Source organism: Dactylosporangium sp. NPDC050688, assembly GCF_040654515.1.
Taxonomy (GTDB): Bacteria; Actinomycetota; Actinomycetes; order Mycobacteriales; family Micromonosporaceae; genus Dactylosporangium.
On record NZ_JBFAIC010000001.1, the window covers coordinates 311,974 to 331,187 of the forward strand.

A 19,214-nucleotide genomic window follows, 5' to 3' on the forward strand; every position below is an offset into this window, starting at 1 on the left:
CCGGACCGGTGCATCCGGCAGGCGCGCGACCCGTACGCTTAGCGGTCGTGGCCAGTCCCACCTCCTTGATGAAGCGGCTGCTCCTGGGCCGACCGTTCCGCTCGGACCGGCTGAAACACACGCTGCTGCCCAAGCGCATCGCCCTGCCCGTCTTCGCCTCCGACGCTCTGTCGTCGGTCGCCTACGCGCCCGACGAGATCCTGCTGACGCTGTCGATCGCCGGGGCAGGGGCGCTGCTGATCTCCCCGTGGATCGGCCTGGCCGTCGCCGTGGTCATGCTCACGGTCGTCGCGAGCTACCGGCAGAACGTGCACGCCTACCCCTCCGGCGGCGGCGACTACGAGGTGGCGTCGGTCAATCTCGGGCCACGCTTCGGCGTCGCGGTGGCCAGCGCGCTGCTCGTGGACTATGTCCTGACGGTCGCGGTGTCGACCGCGTCCGGCGTGGCGAACCTCGGCTCGGTCGTACCGTGGGTCGCCACCCACAAGGTTGCCATCGCGATCGTCGCGATCGCGATCCTGACCGCGCTCAACCTGCGCGGCATCCGCGAGTCGGGCAGTGCCTTCGCGATCCCCACGTACGGGTTCATGATCGTGATGATCGGCATGATCCTCACCGGCTTCGTCAAAATCTTCGTTTTGGGCGAGGACCTGCGCGCGCCGAGCGCCGGGCTGACCATCGCGGCCGAGCAGATCAATTTGAGCGGCTGGGCGATGGCGTTCCTGCTGCTGCGGACCTTCTCCTCCGGTTGTGCCGCGCTCACCGGCGTCGAGGCGATCTCCAACGGCGTCCCGGCGTTCAGGGAGCCGAAGAGCAAGAACGCGGCGACCACGCTGCTGCTGCTCGGCTCGATCTCGATCACCATGCTGCTCGGCATCATCCTGCTGGCCGGCAAGACCGGGCTGAAGTACGTCGAGGACCCCGGCCGGCAGATCATCAGCGGCCCCCACAACTACGTGCAGAAGACGGTCACCACCCAGCTCGGCGAGACCGTGTTCGGCTCCGGCTCGATCATGCTCTACGTGGTCGCCGTGATCACCGCGCTGATCCTGTTCCTGGCCGCCAACACCGCGTTCAACGGCTTCCCGGTGCTCGGCTCGATCCTCGCCCAGGACCGCTACCTGCCCCGCCAGCTGCACACCCGCGGCGACCGGCTGGCGTTCTCCAACGGCATCATCCTGCTGGCCCTCGCCGCGATGGTGCTCATCGTCGGGTTCCAGGGTGAGGTGACCCGCCTCATCCAGCTGTACATCGTGGGCGTGTTCGTGTCGTTCACGCTGTCGCAGGCCGGCATGATCCTGCACTGGAACCGGCTGCTGCGCACCGTGCGGGACAAGGGCACCCGGGCGCGCATGATCCGGTCCCGGACGATCAACATGATCGGCCTGAGCATGACCGGCGCCGTGCTCGTCGTCGTGCTCATCACGAAGTTCCTGCTCGGCGCGTACATCGCCATCATTGCGATGATCGTCATCTACTTCCTGATGGTCGGCATCAAGAAGCACTACGACACCGTCGCCCGCGAGCTGACCCCGTCCGAGGACCGGCCCGTCCTGCCGTCGCGCAACCACGCCGTCGTCCTGGTCAGCAAGGTGCACCGCCCCACGCTGCGGGCCGTCGCGTACGCGCAGGCCACCCGGCCCGACTCGCTGACCGCGCTGACGGTCAACGTCGACGACCACGACACCCGCAACCTGCAGGCGGAATGGGAGCGCCGCGGCATTCCCGCACCGCTGACGGTCGTGGACAGCCCGTACCGGGAGATCACCCGCCCGATCCTGGACTTCGTCCGGTCGAAACGGCGCGACTCACCCCGCGACGTGGTCACCGTCTTCATCCCCGAGTACGTGGTCGGGCGCTGGTGGGAGCACCTGCTGCACAACCAGAGCGCGCTGCGGCTCAAGGGCCGCCTGCTGTTCGAGCCGGGCGTCATGGTCACCAGCGTCCCCTGGCAGCTCAGCTCGATCGACGACGTCGACATCGCCAAGCTCGACGCCGCGTTCACCCGGGGGCCGCAGCGTGGCCCGCGCCGTGCCGCGGAAACGCCCACCGAATGATGCTCGAGCTGGAGATCGGGCCGGTGGCGCATGGCGGGCACTGCGTCGCCCGGCACGACGGCCGCGTGATCTTCGTGCGGCACGCGCTGCCCGGCGAGCGGGTGCTGGCCCGGATCACCGACGAGCGCAAGGGGTACCTGCGCGCCGACGCCGTCGAGATCCTCCTGCCGTCGCCCGACCGGGTCATCCCGCCGTGTCCGTTCGCGGGCCCCGGCGCGTGCGGCGGCTGCGACTGGCAGCACGCCACCCCCGCCGCCCAGCGCCGCCTGAAGTCGCAGATCCTCAGCGAGCAGCTGGCACGCCTTGCCGCGTTTTCGGCGGCGGTACCGGTGGAAGCCCTGCCCGGGGGAGCGCTCGGCTGGCGCACCCGGGTCCAGTACGCCGTCGACGACGAGGGACGGGCCGGCTTCCACCGGCACCGCTCCGCCGAGGTGATCCCCGTCGACCGGTGCCGGATCGCGCACCCGGCGATCCAGGCGCTGCCGGTCACCGGCCGCCGGTGGCCGCCCGGCTCGACCGTGGAGGCCGTCGCCGCGTCCAGCGGGGAGACCGCGGTGCTGACCAGGGCCGCCCGCGGCGGCGCGCGCACCGGGCCGCCGGCGCGGGTCCGCGAGGTCGCCGCCGGCCACGAGTGGAGCGTCGACGCCGGCGGGTTCTGGCAGGTCCACCCGCACGCCGTGGAGACGTTCACCCGCACCGTCCTGGACATGCTGCGCCCCGCGGCGGGGGAGCGGGCCTGGGACCTGTACGGCGGCGTCGGCCTCTTCGCCGCCACCATCGCCCCGCACTGCGGCCCGGTCACCGTGGTCGAGGGCGACCGCCGCGCCGTCGCCGCCGGCCGCAAGGCGCTGCGCGACCTGCCGGACGTCCGGTTCGTCAACGGCGATGTGGCTGCGACGATTGCCAACCCGCGCTGGCGCAGCGTCGACCTGGTCGTGCTCGACCCGCCCCGGGCCGGCGCCGGGCGCGAGGTGGTCACGTCGATCGCGGCCAGGTCGCCGCGGGCGATCGCCTACGTCGCGTGCGACCCGGCCGCCTTCGCCCGCGACGCCGGGCTGCTGCTGGGCCTCGGGTATGAGCTGTCGCAGGTGCGTGCCTTCGACAGCTTCCCGATGACCCAGCACTTCGAGACCATCGGCCTGTTCGTTATGGCAGGCGGCTAGAACGGCCAGTCGCCGCGCTCGCCGGCCTCCAGCAGGGTGATCATGCCGAACCCCGCGTCGGTGAGGCCGCCGAACGTCCAGCGGTTGCGCGCCTGCGGGGTGTGGCCCATCCGGTACCCGGCCAGGTTCCAGGTGAACAACGGGGTCGTGGCCGGCACCGCCGTGGACACGTCGCCGTCGAAGGACGCCTGCTCGTCGGTCAGGATCACCACCCGGTGCTGGCCGCGGTAGTGCTCCCGCAGCGCCGACGCCGTGTTGGTGCCGCCGTTGTGAAAGTGCCCCTTGGCCTTGAACCGGTCGATCCCGCGCAGCAGCGACTCGCCCCGCTGCACCGGGAACACCGTGGTGCGGGTCGAGAACGACACGACCTTCGCCCGCTCGCACCGCAGCGCCAGCGCCAACCCGAAGAGCACCGCCGCGTCCCACCGCATGAGCGTGCCGTCCTTCGAGAACGGCGAGTGCATCGAGCCCGACGTGTCGATCAGGACCAGCGTGTCGCCCGGCAGGTACGGGATGCTCGCCAGGCTCAGGTTCAGTGCCCGCTCCAGGGCCCACGCCCAGCGCAGCGACGGCGCCGCCCGGTACGCCGACAGGAACCGCATCGGCAGCTGCCGCGACCGGGCCACCTCACCCGGGTCCGCCAGCCGCGCCGCGACCCCCGCCGCGACCTCGTCCGACACCCCGGCCTGGTCGAAGTTGCGCAAGTTACGCAGACAGGCCATGTAGCCCATCGACGGGATCATCGCCTCCCACAGGCGGGCCTTGGGCAGCCGTGAGCCGCCGAGCGACAGCGCGTCCTCCCAGGTCATGCCGGCCGCGCGGAGCCGCTGCGGGTCCAGCAGCACCGACGGGTCCTCCGCCGCGTCGGCGCGCAGCGCCGCGTTGGCGGCGACCGTCGCCAGCGACGCCGCCACGCGCGGCTCGGGCCGGGCGTGCCGGCGGTCGAGCGCGAACGTGAACAGGTCACCCTGCGCCGGGCCGGCCGGGGACGGGTGGGTCAGGTCGAGCACGTCGCCGAAGCGGAACGCGTGGCTCGCGGTGTCGTACTTGAGCAGGTTGCGCTCCGTGTACAGCCGCTGCGCCGCGTCCGCGACGCCCCGCTTCACCGGCTTGGGCACGGCCCGGCCGTAGCGCGACGTCCAGTACGCGAGCAGCTCACCGGGCTCGTCGGCGCGCTGCAGCACGTCGGCCACCACCCGGCGGTGCTCGCCGGTGCCGTTGACCAGGCCGGCGGCCAGGCGGGCGCGGACGTACTCGGCCGCGCCGACCAGCGCCGCGGTGCGCAGGTTCGCGCCGCCGCGCAGCCAGCGCAGCAGCGCCGCGGTCCACTGCGGGTGCGCGACGGCGGCCGCCCCGACCAGCTCGCGGTAGCGCTGGTCACGGTCGGCGCCGGTCTCGTAGTACGTCTGCTCGCCGACCATGTTCGCCACCGCGAGCAGGAACAGCTCCGTCTGCAGGTCGCGGGAGTAACCGGCGCCGCCCTGGTGGGTGACCCCGTCGGGGCGGCGCGTGCGCTGCTGGTTGAACTTGGCCATGGTGGGATCACCCTCTCCGGGGCTGGTGTGTGGTGAAGACGGTGATGTCCCGTCGTGGTGACCCGAGATCCAGGCGACGTCGGCACAAAGTGCTCTGACCGCTGAGCTACGCCCCGATGGGCCGGGACGGCAGGATTCGAACCTGCGACCTCTCGATGAGAAGTCGAAGTATCCGGCGTCTACGCACCGGGTCACCACGACGGGACATCGTGTGGGTCGAACCGTAGCAGCGGCGAATCTCGTGGCGCCGCCTATTTTCCGGCGGCGATGATGTGGCGATGTTCGATGTCCGCGCCGTCGATCTGCGGCTGCTCAACTCGCTGACGAAGTATCCGTCGATCGCCACGTACCACACCCTGGACCCCAGCTCCGGGTGCCTCACCTCGCCGGCCACGGTGTTCGCCGGTGAGGTCGTCGCGACGGAGAAGGTCGACGGGACCAACAGCCGCCTCGTCCTGCTGCCCGACGGGTCCTACCTCATCGGGTCGCGGGAGGAGCTGCTGTACGCGAAGGGCGACCTCATCGGCAACCCGGCCCTCGGCATCGTCGAGCAGCTCAGGCCGGTCGCCGAGCGGCTGCCCCGCGGCGACGGGATCCGGGTGTACTACCTGGAGCTGTACGGCGGCAAGGTCGGCGCCGCGGCGAAGCAGTACACCCGGGACCCGGCGCGGTTCGGGTGGCGCCTCTTCGATGTGGCCGAGCTGGCCGGCTGGCAGGAGCCGCTGACCTGGTCGCCGGCGAAGATCTCGGCGTGGCGGGAGTCCGGCGGCCAGCCGTGGCTGCCCGAGGACGCCCTGGTCAGCCTCGCCGGGCAGGCCGGGCTGGAGCTCACCCCGCGCCTGTGGCACCGGCCCGGCGCCGACCTGCCGGCCGGCATCGAGGACATGCACCAGCTGCTCACGGCGACGCTGCCGGCCACCCTCGTCGGGCTGGACGGCGCCGACGGCCGGGCCGAGGGGCTCGTGCTGCGCGCCCCGGACCGGTCGGTGATCGCCAAGGCCCGTTTCCAGGACTACGAGCGGACGCTGCGCCGGCGGCGGTGAAGTGTCGTACCTGGCACGTAGACTCCCCCTGTCGTTGAGCGGTGCGGTTCGGGGGCTGGGGGAGTGTCGGGTATGGCAACACTGCGGGAGCGACTCGCCGAGGAGGTGCCGCTCGTCGCGGTCAGCTTCGGTGACGAGGACGCCGCGCGGGACGCGGCGCTCGTGCGCGACCTGCGCGTCGACGTGGCCGAGCTGCGGGTCGACTGGTATGCCTCCACGCAGCCCGAGCACGCGCTGCGGCAGGTGCGGCCGTTCGCCGGGGTGCCGACGCTCGCCACGATCCGGTCGAAGGACGAGGGCGGCTACTGGGCGGGCGACGAGCGGGCCCGGCTGCGCCTCTACGAGGCGGTCATGCCCGAGGTCGACGCCGTGGACGTCGAGCTGGCCTCCGCTGAGATCCGCCCCGGCGTGGTGGCCGCCGCCCGCGCGCACGGCACATTGGTCATCCTTTCCCACCACGACTTCGCAGCCACCCCGTCCGCGGCGTATCTCGACACGCTGGTCGAGGAGGGCTTCACCGCCGGCGCCGACCTGGTCAAGATCAGCACCATGGCCCACGGCCCTGACGACGTGCGGACCCTCACCGAGCTCACCCTGCGCCACCAGCACCGCGGCGTGATCGTCATCGCCATGGGCGCCGAGGGCGCCGCGTCCCGCGTCATGCTGCCGGTCCTCGGCTCGAGGATCACCTATTCGGCGATCGGCGGCCGCCCGGCGCCGGGGCAGCTGCCGTTCGAGGAGACGGTGCGGCTGCTGGAGCTGTTCTCGCCCCGCTTCGCCCGGCGGCGGTCCGGTGACTGAGCCGACCGAGCCGACGGGACCGCCCGGGGGCGCCGACCAGCCCGGCGGGTCGGAGGAGCCGCGGTCTGGGGGGTCGCGACCGTCAGGGGCGTCGGAGCCGTCAGGCGCGACCGGGCCTTCGGGCGCGGCTGGGCCGTCTGGGGCGTCAGAGCCGTCGGGCGTGGCCGGGCCTTCGGGCGCGGCTGGGCCGTCTGGGGCGTCAGAGCCGTCGGGCGTGGCCGAGCCCGCTGGAGCCGGCCAGTCGGGCGCCGCCGAGTCCGCTGGGGCGGCGGAGCCGGTGGCGAAGCCAGCGGGGGCCGAGGTGCAGGGCGCCGGTGGCGGGGGCGGTGCCGGGCGCCGGGATCAGTGGCGGCCGGTGCGGCGGACCGTGGCGCAGGTGACGATCGCGTTCACGGTGCTGTTCCTGGTGCCGTTGATCCGGCTGGTGCTCGGGCTCGACGACGGGCCGAAGGTGGAGCGGAGCCCGGCCGCCTGGGTCGTCTGGATCGCCAGCCTGGCGGTGATGGTGACGTCCTCGCTCGTCGCCGTGAAGGCGTTACGGGCTGCCGACAGGGCCACCGAGGTGCGGCTCACCTGGTGGTGCGGCGGGCTGTGGGTCGCCGGGTTCGTGCTGACGACGGTGTATTCGGGTCTGCTCGACTGACCGGCGGGCAGGTTCGCCACCGGTGGGGGCGGCGGTCCGGTGCGCGTGGCCCTATCTTCTGTGTCGTGCCGCCCGGCGCAGTCCGCGATACGGAGGAACCATGACCCAGCCCCCGGGGCCCGACGAGACCACTGGCCCGGCCCAGCCATCCGAGCCGGTGCCCCCGGCGGATTCTGGGCAGCAGCGGGAGACCGCGCCGCCGGAGGAGACCACCCCGGCGTCCGCCGCGCCGGCCACGCCACCCGCCACGCCACCCGCCACGCCACCCGCCACGCCACCCGCCACGCCACCCGCCACGCCACCCGCCACGCCACCCGCCACGCCACCCGTCGTGCCGCCGGGTGGGGCGGTGCCGGTGATCAGGCCGCCGGCTCCCGGAGAGGCTGGCGCCGGCGGGGCTGCGCAGCCGGGTCACCCGGTGACGCCCGGCCAGCCCGTGACGCCAGGCAATCCTGCGGTGCCCGGGCAGCCCGGTCAGTTCGGTCAGCCCGCGGTGCCCGCGGTGCCCGCGGTGCCCGCGGTGCCCGCGGTGCCCGCGGTGCCCGGCCAGCCTGGCCAGCCTGGTCAGCCCGCAGTGCCCGGTCAGTTCGGTCAGCCCGGATACCCGGGTTACGCCGCTTATCCGGGGCAGCCGGTGCCGGGCGGGTATGGCCCGTCGCAGCCGTACCCGGTGCAGTACGACCCGTCGCAGCCGTACGTGATCTATCAGGCGATGCCGGCCAGCGGGATGTTCCACGGGGTGATCGGGGAGGGCGACCCCCTGGTGAGCCCGGACTACTCGGGCTGGTGGCGGCGGACGGTCTCGGTGCTCAGGCAGGGCTGGCGGTCGCTGGCCCTGCTGCAGGTCATCGGGTTCGCGGTGTCGCTGCTGTTCAGCGTGCCGCAGGCGTTGCTGCTGCTGAACCTGACCGACGAGCTGGGCCGGGCGAGCCAGACCGTCGACCCGGACACGGGACAGCCGGTCACGCCGGAGCTCGGGCCGCTGTTCGCGTTCCTGGGGTTCACGTTTCTCGGGGCGTTCCTCGCGGTGATGGTGAGCTTCGTGGTGGCGATCGCGTGCAACCACGTGGCGGTGTCGGTAGCGGCGGGGCTGCGGCCGCGGATCGGGGCGGCGCTGGGGCTGGCGGTGCGGCGGATGTTCCCGCTGCTCGGGTGGCAGGTCCTGGCCGGGCTGATCCTGCTGGCGGGGGTATGCGCGTGCATCCTGCCGGCGTTCTACCTCGCCGCGGTGTTCACGGTGCTGCCGGTGGTGGTCACGTTCGAGCGGGGCGCGTCGGCGATCAGTCGTTGCTTCCGGCTGTTCCACCAGGACCTGGCCGCCTCGATCAGCCGGGTCGCGACGATCACCGGGATCAGTATCGGCGTCGGGGTGGTCGCGTACATCGTCAACACGATCATTCAGCTGGTGCCGGGGTCGTCGACGTTCGACCCCGGCTCGCCGGAGCCGTTCGGGGGTGTGGGGACCGGCTACCTGGTCGCGGTGGTGGCGGGCACGGTGGTGGCGGACCTGATGGCGCGGGCGGGTGCGGTGCTGACCGCGCCGCTGACGCTGGCCGCGTACGCCGACATGCGCGCCCGGGTCGAGCCGCTGACCACGGCGACCCTCGCGAACGAGGCCGGGCTGACCCCGCCGCAGGCCTACGACCCGCAGCAGTACGACCCGCAGGTCCACGCCGCGCAGCAGTACGACCCGCAGGCCCACGTCGCGCCGCAGTACAACGCGGCGGCCCACGACCCGCAGCAGCACGGCCCGCAGCAGCCTGGTGAGGTGCCGCCCGTGCAGGACGGGCCGGCGCAGCAGGGGCCGGACTCCGACTGGATGCCGCCGAACCGCTGACGCGGCAGTCCCACGGCGAAGATACTGCAAAAGTGGGATATAGCCGGAGAAGTCTGCTCGCCGCCGGCGGGCTGGCGCTTCTCGGGCTGCCCGCGTGCTCCGTCACCGGGGACGAGCTCGCCGACGACGGGTCCGGCAAGGTGGAGGTGTTCTCCTGGTGGGCCGGGCCCGGCGAGAAGGAGGGGCTGGAGGCACTCGTCGCGGACTTCCGGCAGCGGAACCCGGGCATCGAGTTCGACAACGCCGCCGTCGCGGGCGGCGCCGGCACGGTCGCCCGGACCGTGCTGGCGACCCGGCTGGAGAACGACGACCCGCCGGACTCCTACCAGGTGCACGCCGGCCTCGAGCTCGACAATGACATCGGGGCCGGTTACCTGGAGGACGTCCGGTACCTGTACGACCAGCAGCGCTGGCGGGACCGGCTGCCGAAGGGGCTGGTCGAGGCGCTGACGTTCGACGGCAGGATCTACTCGGTGCCGGTGAACATCCACCGGGCGAACCTGCTCTGGTACAACCCTGCCGTGCTCGCGGCCCAGAACCTGACCCCGGCCGGGAGCTGGTCGCAGTTCCTGACCCAGGCGGCGGCGCTGCAGGCCGAGGGCGTCCTGCTGCTGTCGATCGGCCCCACCTGGACGCAGAAGCACCTGCTGGAGTGCGTGCTGCTCGGCGAGCTGGGCGCGGACGGGTACACCGGCCTGTGGAACGGCGCGACCGACTGGGCCGGCGCGCCCGTCCAGCAGGCGCTGACGCTGTTCATCAAGGTCCTCGAGCAGTCCGATGTCGTCGCCGCCGCCGGCGACTGGCAGCCGGCGCTGGACAAGGTCGTCGCCGGGGCCGCCGCGTACAACGTGATGGGCGACTGGGCCGACGCGTACCTGCGGACCAAGGGCCTGGTGTTCCAGCAGGGCTACTCGGTCGTGGCGAGCCCGGGCTCGGCGCGGGTCTACGACTTCCTGTCCGACTCGTTCACGCTGCCCCGGGGCGCGCCGCACCGCCGGGCCGCCGAGCAGTGGCTGATCGAGTGCGGCTCGGTCAGCGGCCAGGACGCGTTCAATCCGCAAAAGGGGTCCGTCCCGGCGCGGCTGGACACCGACAAGTCCAAGTACACGGGCTATCTCGCGCAGGCGATCGCCGAGTGGACCGACAGCTCGACCCGGGTGGTCGGCTCACTCACGCACGGTGTCGTCGCCGGTACCGTGCGCAGTGCGGCCATCGATGCGGCGCTGACGCTGTTCGTGCAGGACAAGGACACCGTGAAGTTCGCCGCAGCGGCCGCGGGCTGAGGTGCCGCTCCACCTGCGGAGGAGGCGTAACGGGCAGGTGTGGAAGCTGTCAAGATTCAACCGGCCGACGTGCGCTGATGCGCGACCCCGTTAGAGTTGGGCCCCATGAGCACTGAAGAGACCGAGGCCGCCACCCTGCTGAGCTCGATCCGCAGTCCGGGTGACCTCCGCGACCTCTCGACGGAGCAGCTCGCGGTCCTCGCGGCCGAGATCCGCGACTTCCTCGTGGCCAAGGTCTCCCGCACCGGCGGCCACCTCGGCCCCAACCTCGGTGTGGTCGAGCTGACCCTCGCCCTGCACCGGGTCTTCGACTCGCCGAAGGACCGCATCCTCTTCGACACGGGCCACCAGTCGTACGTGCACAAGATCGTGAGCGGTCGCCAGGACGGCTTCGATCTGCTCCGCCAGCGCGGTGGCCTCACCGGCTACCCGAGCCAGGCGGAGAGCGAGCACGACCTCATCGAGAACTCGCACGCCTCGACCGCGCTGTCCTACGCCGACGGCCTGGCCAAGGCGTTCGCGCTGCGCGGCGAGCCCCGCCACGTCGTCGCGGTCGTCGGCGACGGCGCGCTCACCGGCGGCATGTGCTGGGAGGCGCTCAACAACATCGCCGGCGCGAAGAACCCGCTGGTGATCGTCGTCAACGACAACGGCCGTTCCTACTCCCCGACGATCGGCGGCCTCGCCGACCACCTGTCCGACCTGCGGCTCAACCCGAGCTACGAGAAGGTCCTCGACCTGGTCAAGGACTCCCTCGGCCGGACGCCGCTGGTGGGTCCGCCGCTGTACGAGGTGCTGCACGCGGTCAAGAAGGGCATCAAGGACGCGGTCGCGCCGCAGGCGATGTTCGAGGACCTCGGCATCAAGTACGTCGGCCCGGTCGACGGCCACGACCAGGTCGCGGTCGAGTCGGCGCTGCGCAAGGCCAAGTCGTTCGGCGGGCCGGTGATCGTGCACGCGGTGACCCGCAAGGGCTTCGGCTACCGCCCCGCCGAGGAGGACGAGGCCGACTGCCTGCACGGCCCGAGCAGCGCGTTCGACATCGACACCGGCAAGCTGCTCGCCCCGGCCGCGGTCAAGTGGACCGGCGTCTTCGCCGACGAGCTGGTCGCGATCGCCGACGAGCGCGCCGACATCGTCGGCATCACCGCCGCCATGGCCGAGCCGACCGGCATCGCGAAGCTCATGAAGAAGTACCCGGAGCGGGCGTATGACGTGGGCATCGCCGAGCAGCACGCGGCGACGTCCGCGGCCGGCCTCGCGATCGGCGGCCTGCACCCGGTCGTCGCCGTCTACGCGACGTTCCTCAACCGGGCCTTCGACCAGGTCCTGCTCGACGTGGCGATGCACAAGCTGCCGGTGACGTTCGTGCTCGACCGGGCCGGCATCACCGGCCCCGACGGCCCGTCGCACTACGGCATCTGGGACATGTCGGTCTTCGGCGTGGTGCCGGGCCTGCGCCTGGCCGCGCCGCGCGACGCACAGACCGTCCGCGAGGAGCTGCGCGAGGCCGTCAGCATCGAGGACGGCCCGACGATCCTGCGCTTCCCGACCGGTGCGGTCCCCGCCGACCTGCCGGCGGTGCGCCGCGTCGGCGGTGTCGACGGCTTCGGCGGCGTCGACGTGCTCAGCGAGCACGAGCGCAAGGACGTGCTGCTGGTCAGCATCGGCGCGTTCGCGCACCTCGCCGTGGACGCGGCCGCCCGCCTCGCCGAGCAGGGGTACGGCGTCACCGTCGTCGACCCGCGCTGGGTCCGCCCGGTCCCGGTCGAGCTCGTCGGCCTGGCCCGCGAGCACCGCCTGGTCGTCACGGTCGAGGACGGCATCCGCACCGGTGGCGTCGGCGACGCGATCGCCAAGTCGCTGCGCGACGCCGACGTCTGGGTGCCGCTGCGCGACCTGGGCGTGCCGCAGGGCTGGCACCCGCACGGCACGCGCGCCGAGATCCTGTCCGAGCTGGGCCTGACCGCGCAGGACGTGGCGCGCCAGGTCACCGAGTGGGTCAGCCGCCTCGACGAGGCCGAGCAGCCGGCCGTCCCGGCAGCCCGCGCCGGGCGCTGACCCCGCGAAGGCGGAAAAGGCCCGCGCCGGGCGCTGACCCGGCGACAAGCGAAACGGCGGATCCAGTCATGGATCCGCCGTTTCGCGTCGGTGCCGGGGGACCGCAACCGGGGGCCCGCCGTGCGACTCTGGCTTACGTGGCTGAGACGGTGATCGAGCTCGACCTCAGCAGCCCCTGGGAGCCGCCGGACCCGCCCCGTGGGCGGCCGGGGCCGGCCAGGAGGCTGCGCTGGGTGGCCGTGTGCGCGGTCGTCGCGGTGGTGGCCGCCGGGCCGTCCGCGTCGGGCGTGGCGCCGTCCACCGGGCCGCTGTACCGGATCGACCACCAGGTCCGCAGCATCGTCGTCGCCGGGGGCATGCTGTTCGTCGGCCGCTACCAGCAGGGCGTCAGCGACCCGCGGATCGAGGGCCGCCGCCGGTCGGACGGCACGGTGCTGTGGAGCGTCCCCGTCGACCTGCAGCACCACTACGTGGCCAGCAGCGCTGGCGCGCTGATCCTCGTCCGGCACGGCGAGTCGAACCGCGGGTTCAGCAGCACCCTGATCGCCCTCGACCCGGCCACCGGGCGGCAGCTGTGGACCCGGCCGCAGGCGGCGCTGGTCGGCACCCGCGACGACCTGGTCGTCGTCGAGGACCTGCCGGACCAGGACGAGGCGGTCGGGTCCGCCGAGGCCGAGGCGCCCGACGCGACGGACCCGGAGACCAACCACGCCGGCTGGCCGCTGCAGCGGCAGCTCTTCGCGCTCGACGCGCACAGCGGCGCCGAGGTGTGGCGGCTCACCACGCCGCCCGGCAGCGCTCTGGACTTCGCCTGGGACGGCCGGTACCCGACGGGCCGGGTCACGGCCCTCGACCAGCTCGACCCGTCCGGGCTGGTGACCCGCCGGGACGTGCGCACCGGCGCCGTGGTCGCGACCCGGCAGCTGGACTGGTCCGGCACTCCCGCCATGCTCAGCACCGGCCCGGTCTGGCCCACCGGCCCGGCGAACAACCCGGCGAACAACCCGGCGGGCGGCCCCGGGCGGACGCCGGGCCGGGCCGTGGTCTACCCCGACGGCCAGCGCGGCGGGATCGTGTTCGACCTCGCCGACGGCCGGGCCCTGTTCCGCACCGACGCCGCGATGTTCGACGGGCTCTACCAGTGCACCCCCACGCTGTTCTGCACCAGCACCGGCGCCGGCATCGCCGCTCGCGACGGCACCACCGGCCGGTCGGTGTGGCGGCTCGGCGGGTACACGGAGGTCGTCGCGGTCAAGGGAGACCGGCTGGTGGTCGGCACGCACGAGCAGGGCGGGACGCCCGGGCGGGTCGGCGTCGCGGACGCGCGCACCGGCGCCGTCCTCCACGAGGTCACCGGGTGGCAGCTGATCCTCGGCACACTCACCGGCCGGATCCTGCTGTGGCGGCCCGTCGACATCCGCACCGCGCTGCTCGGCGAGCTCGACCCGGCGACCGGCGGGGTCACCGTGTTCGGCCGGGCCGACGACTGGTACGGCGCGCCCGAGTGCAGCGAGGACGCCGGCACCCTCGCCTGCGTCATGGTCGGCACCGCGACGGTGTGGCGCCTGCCGGACCGGCGCCGGTGAGCGTGGGCGCGCGACCCGGCGGAGGCCGTGACAGTCTGGTCCCTGTGCCGGAGACCGTGATCGAACTTGATGTCAGTACGCCGTGGGAGCCGCCGGAGCGGCCCGCGCCGCGCCGCCGCCTGCGGGCGCGGTGGGTGGCCGTGGCCGCGGTGCTGGCCGTGACGCTCGGGGTGCTCGCCGCGGGTGGGCCGCGCCCCGACACCGGCCTGCTGTTCTCGGTCGACTTCCAGGTGCTGCGGGCGCAGGCGTCCGGCGGGCGGATCTTCCTCGCCCGGTACCAGCTGACCGGCCCCGGCCCGATGATCGAGGCGCGGCGGGCCTCGGACGGCACGGTGCTCTGGCAGCGCCCCGCCGAGGTCGACCAGCAGCTGATCGTCGCCGGCTCCGACGTGGTGATCCTCATGAGCGAGGACCGCACGGGCCGCGGCGACTCCAGCGTCCTCGTCGTGCTCGACGCGGCGACCGGCCGGGAGCTGTGGTCGCGGTCGGGGGTCACGTTCAACGGCACCAACCCCGACGTCATGGTCGTCCAGGAGGCCCGGGACACACCGGCTGGCCTGGTCATCGACAAGGCAGACTACGACTCGGGCGTCAACCACGCCTGGGTGCAGCCGCAGCGGCGGTTGCTCGGCCTGGACCTGCGCACCGGCGCGACGGTCTGGGACGTCACCGTCGCCGAGGGCTCCGACGTCAACCTCAGCTGGGACAGCCCGTCCCAGGCCAGGATCAACCGCTTCGACGTGCTCACCCGCACCGGGCAGCTGACCCGGCGGGACGCGCGCACCGGCGCGGTGACCTCGACCCACCAGCTCGACTGGTCGGGGACCTCGGCGATGTTCAGCGCCGGCTGGGTCGACGGCTCCGGCCGGACCGCCGACCGGATCGTCGTCTACCCCGACGGCCAGCGCGGCGCCGTCGTGTACGACCTCACCACTGGCCGGCAGCTGTTCCGCTGGCCCGGCGAGCTCAACAACGGGCTGTTCCGGTGCACGGACCGGCTGCTGTGCAGCGGCGTCGAGGGCGGCCTGGACGCCGTGGACAGCACCACGGGCGAGCGCCGCTGGCACCTCTCGGGGTCGGACGGGATCCTGGACTTCGCCGGTGACCGCCTGCTCGTCGGCTCCTGGCGGAACCCGGTGGCGACCGGTCCACGCATCGCCGGGATCGTCGACGCCCGTACCGGCGCCTTCGTCAGGAAGCTCACCGGCTGGTACGCGCTGCTGCCCGGCGGCGACCGCCCGCTGCTGTGGCGCCCGGTGGACAAGCGCACCGCGCTGCTCGGCCAGCTCGACCCGGCGACCGGGCTGATCACCGTGTTCGTCCGGGCGGAGAACTGGTTCGGCAACCCCGAGTGCTCCGTCGACGGCCGTACGCTCGTGTGCGTCGTCGTGGGCGGGCTGTCCGTGTGGCGGCTGCCCAACCGGCACTGATCCGCGCACAATGGAGCCGTGCCGGTGAGCACGGTCACCATCGATCTGGGCGTCATCGACGACAGCTGGGACCACGTCGACGACGACGCCGCCGGCCTGCCCAGGGGGTGGGCCCTGACCGGGGTCCTGGCGCTGCTGCTGAGCCTGCTGTCCTCGGCGCCGCCGCCGGGGCGCCCGCACGAGGTGACCCGCCAGCCGCTGCGCAACGGCGAGTTCCACGTCGCCGGCGGGGCGCTGTTCGTGCTCGACAGCGACCGCACCCCGACGCCCGTCGAGGCGTTCGACGCCGCCGACGGCTCCCTGCGCTGGGTGTTCACCCCCGACGGCCTGGCCAGCCTCTCCGCCGTCGACGTCCGCGGCGACCTCGCGGTGCTCTCCCCGGACCTGTGCCGCTCCGGGGTCACCGGCACCACCGTCGCCGTGACCAGGGCAACCGGGCGGGAGCAGTGGCGGGCCGTCGGCGTGCCCGTCCGCACCCCGCCCGGCGGCACCGGCACCGTCGTCATGCGCAGCCTGTGGTCCGACGGCTGCCAGGCCCTGGCCGGCAACACGCCGCTCGCCGGGGTGCTGCGCTGGCAGCTCATCGACCCGGCGGGCCTGGTGCGCTGGGACGTCGCGGTCGAGGCCGGCACCCGCGTCGCCGTCGACGCGGCGGTGGCCGGTGCCACGTGGGCGGCGCTGCTGGACGCCGGCGGCGGGCTCAGCACCGTCGACCTGACCACCGGGGCGCGCACCGCGCCCGTCGCCGGCGTCGCCGGTCCCGCCGCCGACCTCGTCGCCGCCGTCGGTGACCTGCTGCTCGTCGCCCGGTGGGACGCTGCGGGCGGGAGCGCCCGGCTCACCGCGTACACCCGCGATCTCAAGCGGCGCTGGAGCGCCCAGGTGCCGACCGGTCCGGGCGGGCCGCGCACTGTCCTGCCGTGCGGCGCGGCGCTGTGCGTCAGCGGCGACCGCACCGTCGCCGTGGACCCGGCCGGTGGCGCGGTGCTGTGGACGGTGCCGAAGACGCCGCCGTCCGTCGCGCCCAGCGGCGCGCTGGCCCTGCCTCCGGACACCGGGCGCACCGTGCCGTCGGGGTGGCGGTTCCTCGCCGCCGACGGCCCCCGCGTCCTGCTCGGCCTGCACACCGACGGCGACACGCTGCTCGCCTGGTCCGGCGGCGGGCCGGTGCCCACGCCGTCGGCGTCGGTGCCGGGCACCCTCGTCGCCTGCGAGATCGACGGCGGTCTCGTCGCCTGCGGCACCGACGCCGACGAGGTGGTCCTGCTGCGGCTGCCGTGAGACGCCGACATCGCGGCTGCCGTGAGGCGCCGACATCGCGGCTGCCGTGAGTCGCCGACATCGCGGCTGCCTTGAGACGCCGACATCGCGGCTGCCTTGAGGCGCCGACATCGCGGCTGCCGTGAGACGCCGACATCGCGGCTGCCTTGAGGCGCCGACATCGCGGCTGCCTTGAGGCGCCGATATGGGGATGCGCGAGCGCGCGCCCGGGCCGTAGTCTCGGCGCCGGAAGGCGCGGCAGGACGCGGCACCACGGCATCGCCGGACGGTGTTCCGCACCGCGCCAGGATTCCAGGAGTTGCATCCTCACCAGCACCACCCGCCCACCGTGCCCGGCGACCGCGGGCCCTGCGGGTCCCGGCAGGCGCCGGGATCCCCGCCCGCGGCCGCCGCGCACCGACCAGGAGTCAGGGTCATGGCCAAGGTCACCGTGATGGAGTACGAGCGGGTCGTCCGCTTCGTGCACGGCCGGCTCGCCGGCGTGCTGGAGCCCGGGCGCCACCGGTACCAGCGCCGCGGCACCCGGCTCGAGCGGGTCGACCTGCGGCCCCGGCTGGTCCCGGTCAACGGGCAGGAGATGCTCACCGCCGACCGGCTCGTGGTCAAGGTCTCCGCGACGCTGCGCATCGCCGTCACCGACCCGGTCCTGTTCGTCACCGCGGCCCAGGACCCGGTGCAGGAGCTGTACCTGCGCACCCAGGTCGAGCTGCGTGCCGCCGTCGCCGAGGCGGACCTCGAGTCGGTCATCGCGGCCCGCCCGCAGCTGCCGGCCCGGCTGACCGCCGCGCTCGCGCCCGCGGCCCGCGACGTCGGCGTAGACGTGCTGGAGCTGACCGTGCGGGACCTCATGCTGCCCGCGGACCTGCGCCGGGCGTACGCCGACACCGCTCTGGCGAAGGAGCGGGGCCGGGCCGAGCTGGAGCGCGCCCGTGGCGAGGCCGCCGCGCTGCGCTCCCTGGCCAACACGGCGAAGCTGCTGGAAGACCACCCGGCGCTGCTGCGGCTGCGCGCCCTGCAGGCGGCCGGGCAGGCCGGCACGACCCTGGTGCTGCACACCGGCGAGCCGCCGGCGGCGGCCGGGGGATGACTCAGAGCTTCCAGAGGTGCACGGCGTCGCCGCCGGCGAGGCAGGACAGGCGGCGCCCGTGCAGCGCGCACCGCGACGGGATCGGGCGCACGTGCCCGAGCACGTCGACCTCGCCGGTGTGCAGGTTGACCCGGGCGATCCGGGAGCCGTCCCCGTCGGGCCGCTGGACCACCGCGTAGGTGGCGCCGGCGGCCGCGGCGGTGCCGACCGCGTCGTCGTTGCCGTCGGTGGCCATCGGGACCAGGCCCCAGCCGTCGAGCTGGCTGCGGTCCACGCCCGTCTGCCAGTCGACGATGCGGATGCGCATGAAGTCCTCGCGGTCGCGGGCCACGAGCACGCCGGCGCCGACGGCGTCCAGCTGGATCGTGCGGCGCCAGCGCTGCTCGCCGGTCCGCGGGTCGAGCACGGCGATGTCGCGCCAGTTCGGCACGCACACCATCGGGCCGCACGCCACGACGACCGGGCCGTAGGCGAGCTCGGCGATCGGCACCGGCTCGGCGGACTGGAACAGCTGCTGCCACCGGTACGTGAGCGGCGCGTGCCCGTAGCTGGTGATCATCGCCCCGTCGAGCCGGACGGCGACGATCACCAGCAGGTCGCGGACGATGCGCACGCTCTGCGGCGGCCCGTCGGCGAGCTCCGGCACCTGCGCGGCGCTGACCACCGCCCCGGTCGCGGCGGCGCGGACCTCGGTGTGGCCGCCCGGGTACCAGATCGCGAACCAGTCGTTGCCGGGCACGTCGGGGGAGACCAGCCGGCCGCCGGGCGGCATCTGGAACTGCCACCGCACGATGCCGGTCTCCGCGTCGATCGCCGCCAGGTGTACCGGCGTCTGCGGGCTGTTGCGCAGCGGCACCGCCGGCGGGCACGTCGTGGCGCGCTCGTCGACGAGCAGCAGCACCGGCCGGCCCTCGACGCGCAGCACCGAGACCGGCGCCCCCGAGGCGAGCCACTGCTGGCGGCCGTCGGCCGGGTCGAGCCGCTCCAGGCTCCAGCCGACCGCGTCGGTGCAGGGGCGGTGCCGGATGTACGCGCGGTCCGCGGCGAGGTAGACCTGTCCGGCGTTGGACGGGATCGAGCGGCTCCAGCGCTCCTCGCCGGTGCCCCAGTCGTACGCGGTGACCGCCGGCTCCTCGCGCAGCGCGTACAGGGCGCCCCGGTCGGCGACGAACCCGATGGTGTGCTCGGCGAGGACGCCGAGCGCATCGACCGAGGTGCTCGCGCCGGAGCCGCCGGCGAGCGCCGCGAGCAGCGCGAGGACCATCACGAACGGCCACTGGCTGCGGCCGGCGACCACGGGAGCGGGCCCGGTGTCGAGCTGGTCCGCGCCGTCGGTGACCACCCCGAGATCGATCAGCGGCTCTCCCACCTCATCAGGGTGCCTGGCACAGGCCATGGTCGCCAACC

At 73.8% G+C, this 19,214-nt stretch carries 14 protein-coding genes and 1 tRNA gene; 12 read left to right on the top strand and 3 right to left on the bottom strand.

Features of this window, described 5'->3' with window-relative positions; translation table 11 throughout:
* Nucleotides 1-47 precede the first annotated feature (47 nt).
* Both AB0H83_RS01545 and AB0H83_RS01550 read left to right on the top strand, forming a co-directional pair.
* The gene (locus AB0H83_RS01545; RefSeq protein WP_360085030.1) at nt 48-2,057 is read left to right on the top strand and encodes an APC family permease; all 2,010 of its coding nucleotides are present in this window, start codon (nt 48-50) and stop codon (nt 2,055-2,057) included.
* A complete protein-coding gene (locus AB0H83_RS01550) occupies nt 2,054-3,220 on the top strand; it encodes a TRAM domain-containing protein (protein WP_360085033.1) in 1,167 nt (388 codons plus the stop codon). The genes AB0H83_RS01545 and AB0H83_RS01550 overlap by 4 nt, the downstream gene beginning before the upstream one ends.
* On the opposite strand, the gene AB0H83_RS01555 is transcribed toward AB0H83_RS01550, so the two are convergent.
* Nucleotides 3,217-4,755 (bottom strand): TROVE domain-containing protein, encoded by a 1,539-nt coding sequence (locus AB0H83_RS01555; protein WP_360085036.1) that lies wholly within the window; start codon nt 4,753-4,755, stop codon nt 3,217-3,219. The genes AB0H83_RS01550 and AB0H83_RS01555 overlap by 4 nt on opposite strands.
* A 117-nt stretch (nt 4,756-4,872) precedes the next feature.
* Nucleotides 4,873-4,945: transfer RNA gene (locus tag AB0H83_RS01560), tRNA-Ser, on the bottom strand.
* Nucleotides 4,946-5,033: 88 nt separating this feature from the next.
* Here AB0H83_RS01560 and AB0H83_RS01565 point away from each other — a divergent pair.
* The 10 genes from AB0H83_RS01565 (at nt 5,034) to AB0H83_RS01610 (ending at nt 17,807) form a co-directional block, all read left to right on the top strand.
* Complete coding sequence (locus AB0H83_RS01565) at nt 5,034-5,798, top strand: RNA ligase family protein (protein ID WP_360085039.1); 765 nt, start codon at nt 5,034-5,036, stop codon at nt 5,796-5,798.
* A gap of 72 nt (nt 5,799-5,870) precedes the next feature.
* Nucleotides 5,871-6,599 (top strand): type I 3-dehydroquinate dehydratase, encoded by a 729-nt coding sequence (aroD, locus tag AB0H83_RS01570; RefSeq protein WP_360085042.1) that lies wholly within the window; start codon nt 5,871-5,873, stop codon nt 6,597-6,599.
* A gap of 376 nt (nt 6,600-6,975) precedes the next feature.
* Nucleotides 6,976-7,242, top strand: coding sequence for a hypothetical protein (locus AB0H83_RS01575; protein WP_360085045.1), 267 nt, complete (start codon nt 6,976-6,978; stop codon nt 7,240-7,242).
* Between the two features lie 100 nt (nt 7,243-7,342).
* Nucleotides 7,343-9,079 (top strand): hypothetical protein, encoded by a 1,737-nt coding sequence (locus AB0H83_RS01580; protein ID WP_360085048.1) that lies wholly within the window; start codon nt 7,343-7,345, stop codon nt 9,077-9,079.
* Nucleotides 9,080-9,111: 32 nt separating this feature from the next.
* The gene (locus AB0H83_RS01585; protein ID WP_360085051.1) at nt 9,112-10,362 is read left to right on the top strand and encodes an ABC transporter substrate-binding protein; all 1,251 of its coding nucleotides are present in this window, start codon (nt 9,112-9,114) and stop codon (nt 10,360-10,362) included.
* Between the two features lie 105 nt (nt 10,363-10,467).
* Nucleotides 10,468-12,423, top strand: coding sequence for a 1-deoxy-D-xylulose-5-phosphate synthase (gene dxs, locus AB0H83_RS01590; RefSeq protein WP_360085054.1), 1,956 nt, complete (start codon nt 10,468-10,470; stop codon nt 12,421-12,423).
* 137 nt (nt 12,424-12,560) lie between these two features.
* Nucleotides 12,561-14,009: a PQQ-binding-like beta-propeller repeat protein gene (locus tag AB0H83_RS01595; protein ID WP_360085057.1), complete on the top strand. Its 1,449-nt coding sequence runs from the start codon at nt 12,561-12,563 to the stop codon at nt 14,007-14,009.
* A gap of 56 nt (nt 14,010-14,065) precedes the next feature.
* Nucleotides 14,066-15,439, top strand: a complete 1,374-nt coding sequence (locus tag AB0H83_RS01600; protein WP_360085060.1) for a PQQ-binding-like beta-propeller repeat protein — start codon at nt 14,066-14,068, stop codon at nt 15,437-15,439.
* 18 nt (nt 15,440-15,457) lie between these two features.
* Entirely contained in the window at nt 15,458-16,720 is a 1,263-nt protein-coding gene (locus AB0H83_RS01605) for a hypothetical protein (protein ID WP_360085063.1), read from the top strand.
* Nucleotides 16,721-17,135: 415 nt separating this feature from the next.
* Nucleotides 17,136-17,807, top strand: a complete 672-nt coding sequence (locus tag AB0H83_RS01610; RefSeq protein WP_360085066.1) for a slipin family protein — start codon at nt 17,136-17,138, stop codon at nt 17,805-17,807.
* Between the two features lies 1 nt (nt 17,808).
* On the opposite strand, the gene AB0H83_RS01615 is transcribed toward AB0H83_RS01610, so the two are convergent.
* Nucleotides 17,809-19,176: a PQQ-binding-like beta-propeller repeat protein gene (locus tag AB0H83_RS01615; protein ID WP_360085069.1), complete on the bottom strand. Its 1,368-nt coding sequence runs from the start codon at nt 19,174-19,176 to the stop codon at nt 17,809-17,811.
* Nucleotides 19,177-19,214: the final 38 nt, after the last annotated feature.

Bases quoted from the DNA above. Each gene is read 5' to 3' on its own strand.
- AB0H83_RS01550 (WP_360085033.1), top strand. From the start codon at position 2,054: ATGATGCTCGAGCTGGAGATCGGGCCGGTGGCGCATGGCGGGCACTGC.
- AB0H83_RS01555 (WP_360085036.1), bottom strand. From the start codon at position 4,755: ATGGCCAAGTTCAACCAGCAGCGCACGCGCCGCCCCGACGGGGTCACC.
- AB0H83_RS01565 (WP_360085039.1), top strand. From the start codon at position 5,034: ATGTTCGATGTCCGCGCCGTCGATCTGCGGCTGCTCAACTCGCTGACG.
- aroD (WP_360085042.1), top strand. From the start codon at position 5,871: ATGGCAACACTGCGGGAGCGACTCGCCGAGGAGGTGCCGCTCGTCGCG.
- AB0H83_RS01580 (WP_360085048.1), top strand. From the start codon at position 7,343: ATGACCCAGCCCCCGGGGCCCGACGAGACCACTGGCCCGGCCCAGCCA.
- dxs (WP_360085054.1), top strand. From the start codon at position 10,468: ATGAGCACTGAAGAGACCGAGGCCGCCACCCTGCTGAGCTCGATCCGC.
- AB0H83_RS01610 (WP_360085066.1), top strand. From the start codon at position 17,136: ATGGCCAAGGTCACCGTGATGGAGTACGAGCGGGTCGTCCGCTTCGTG.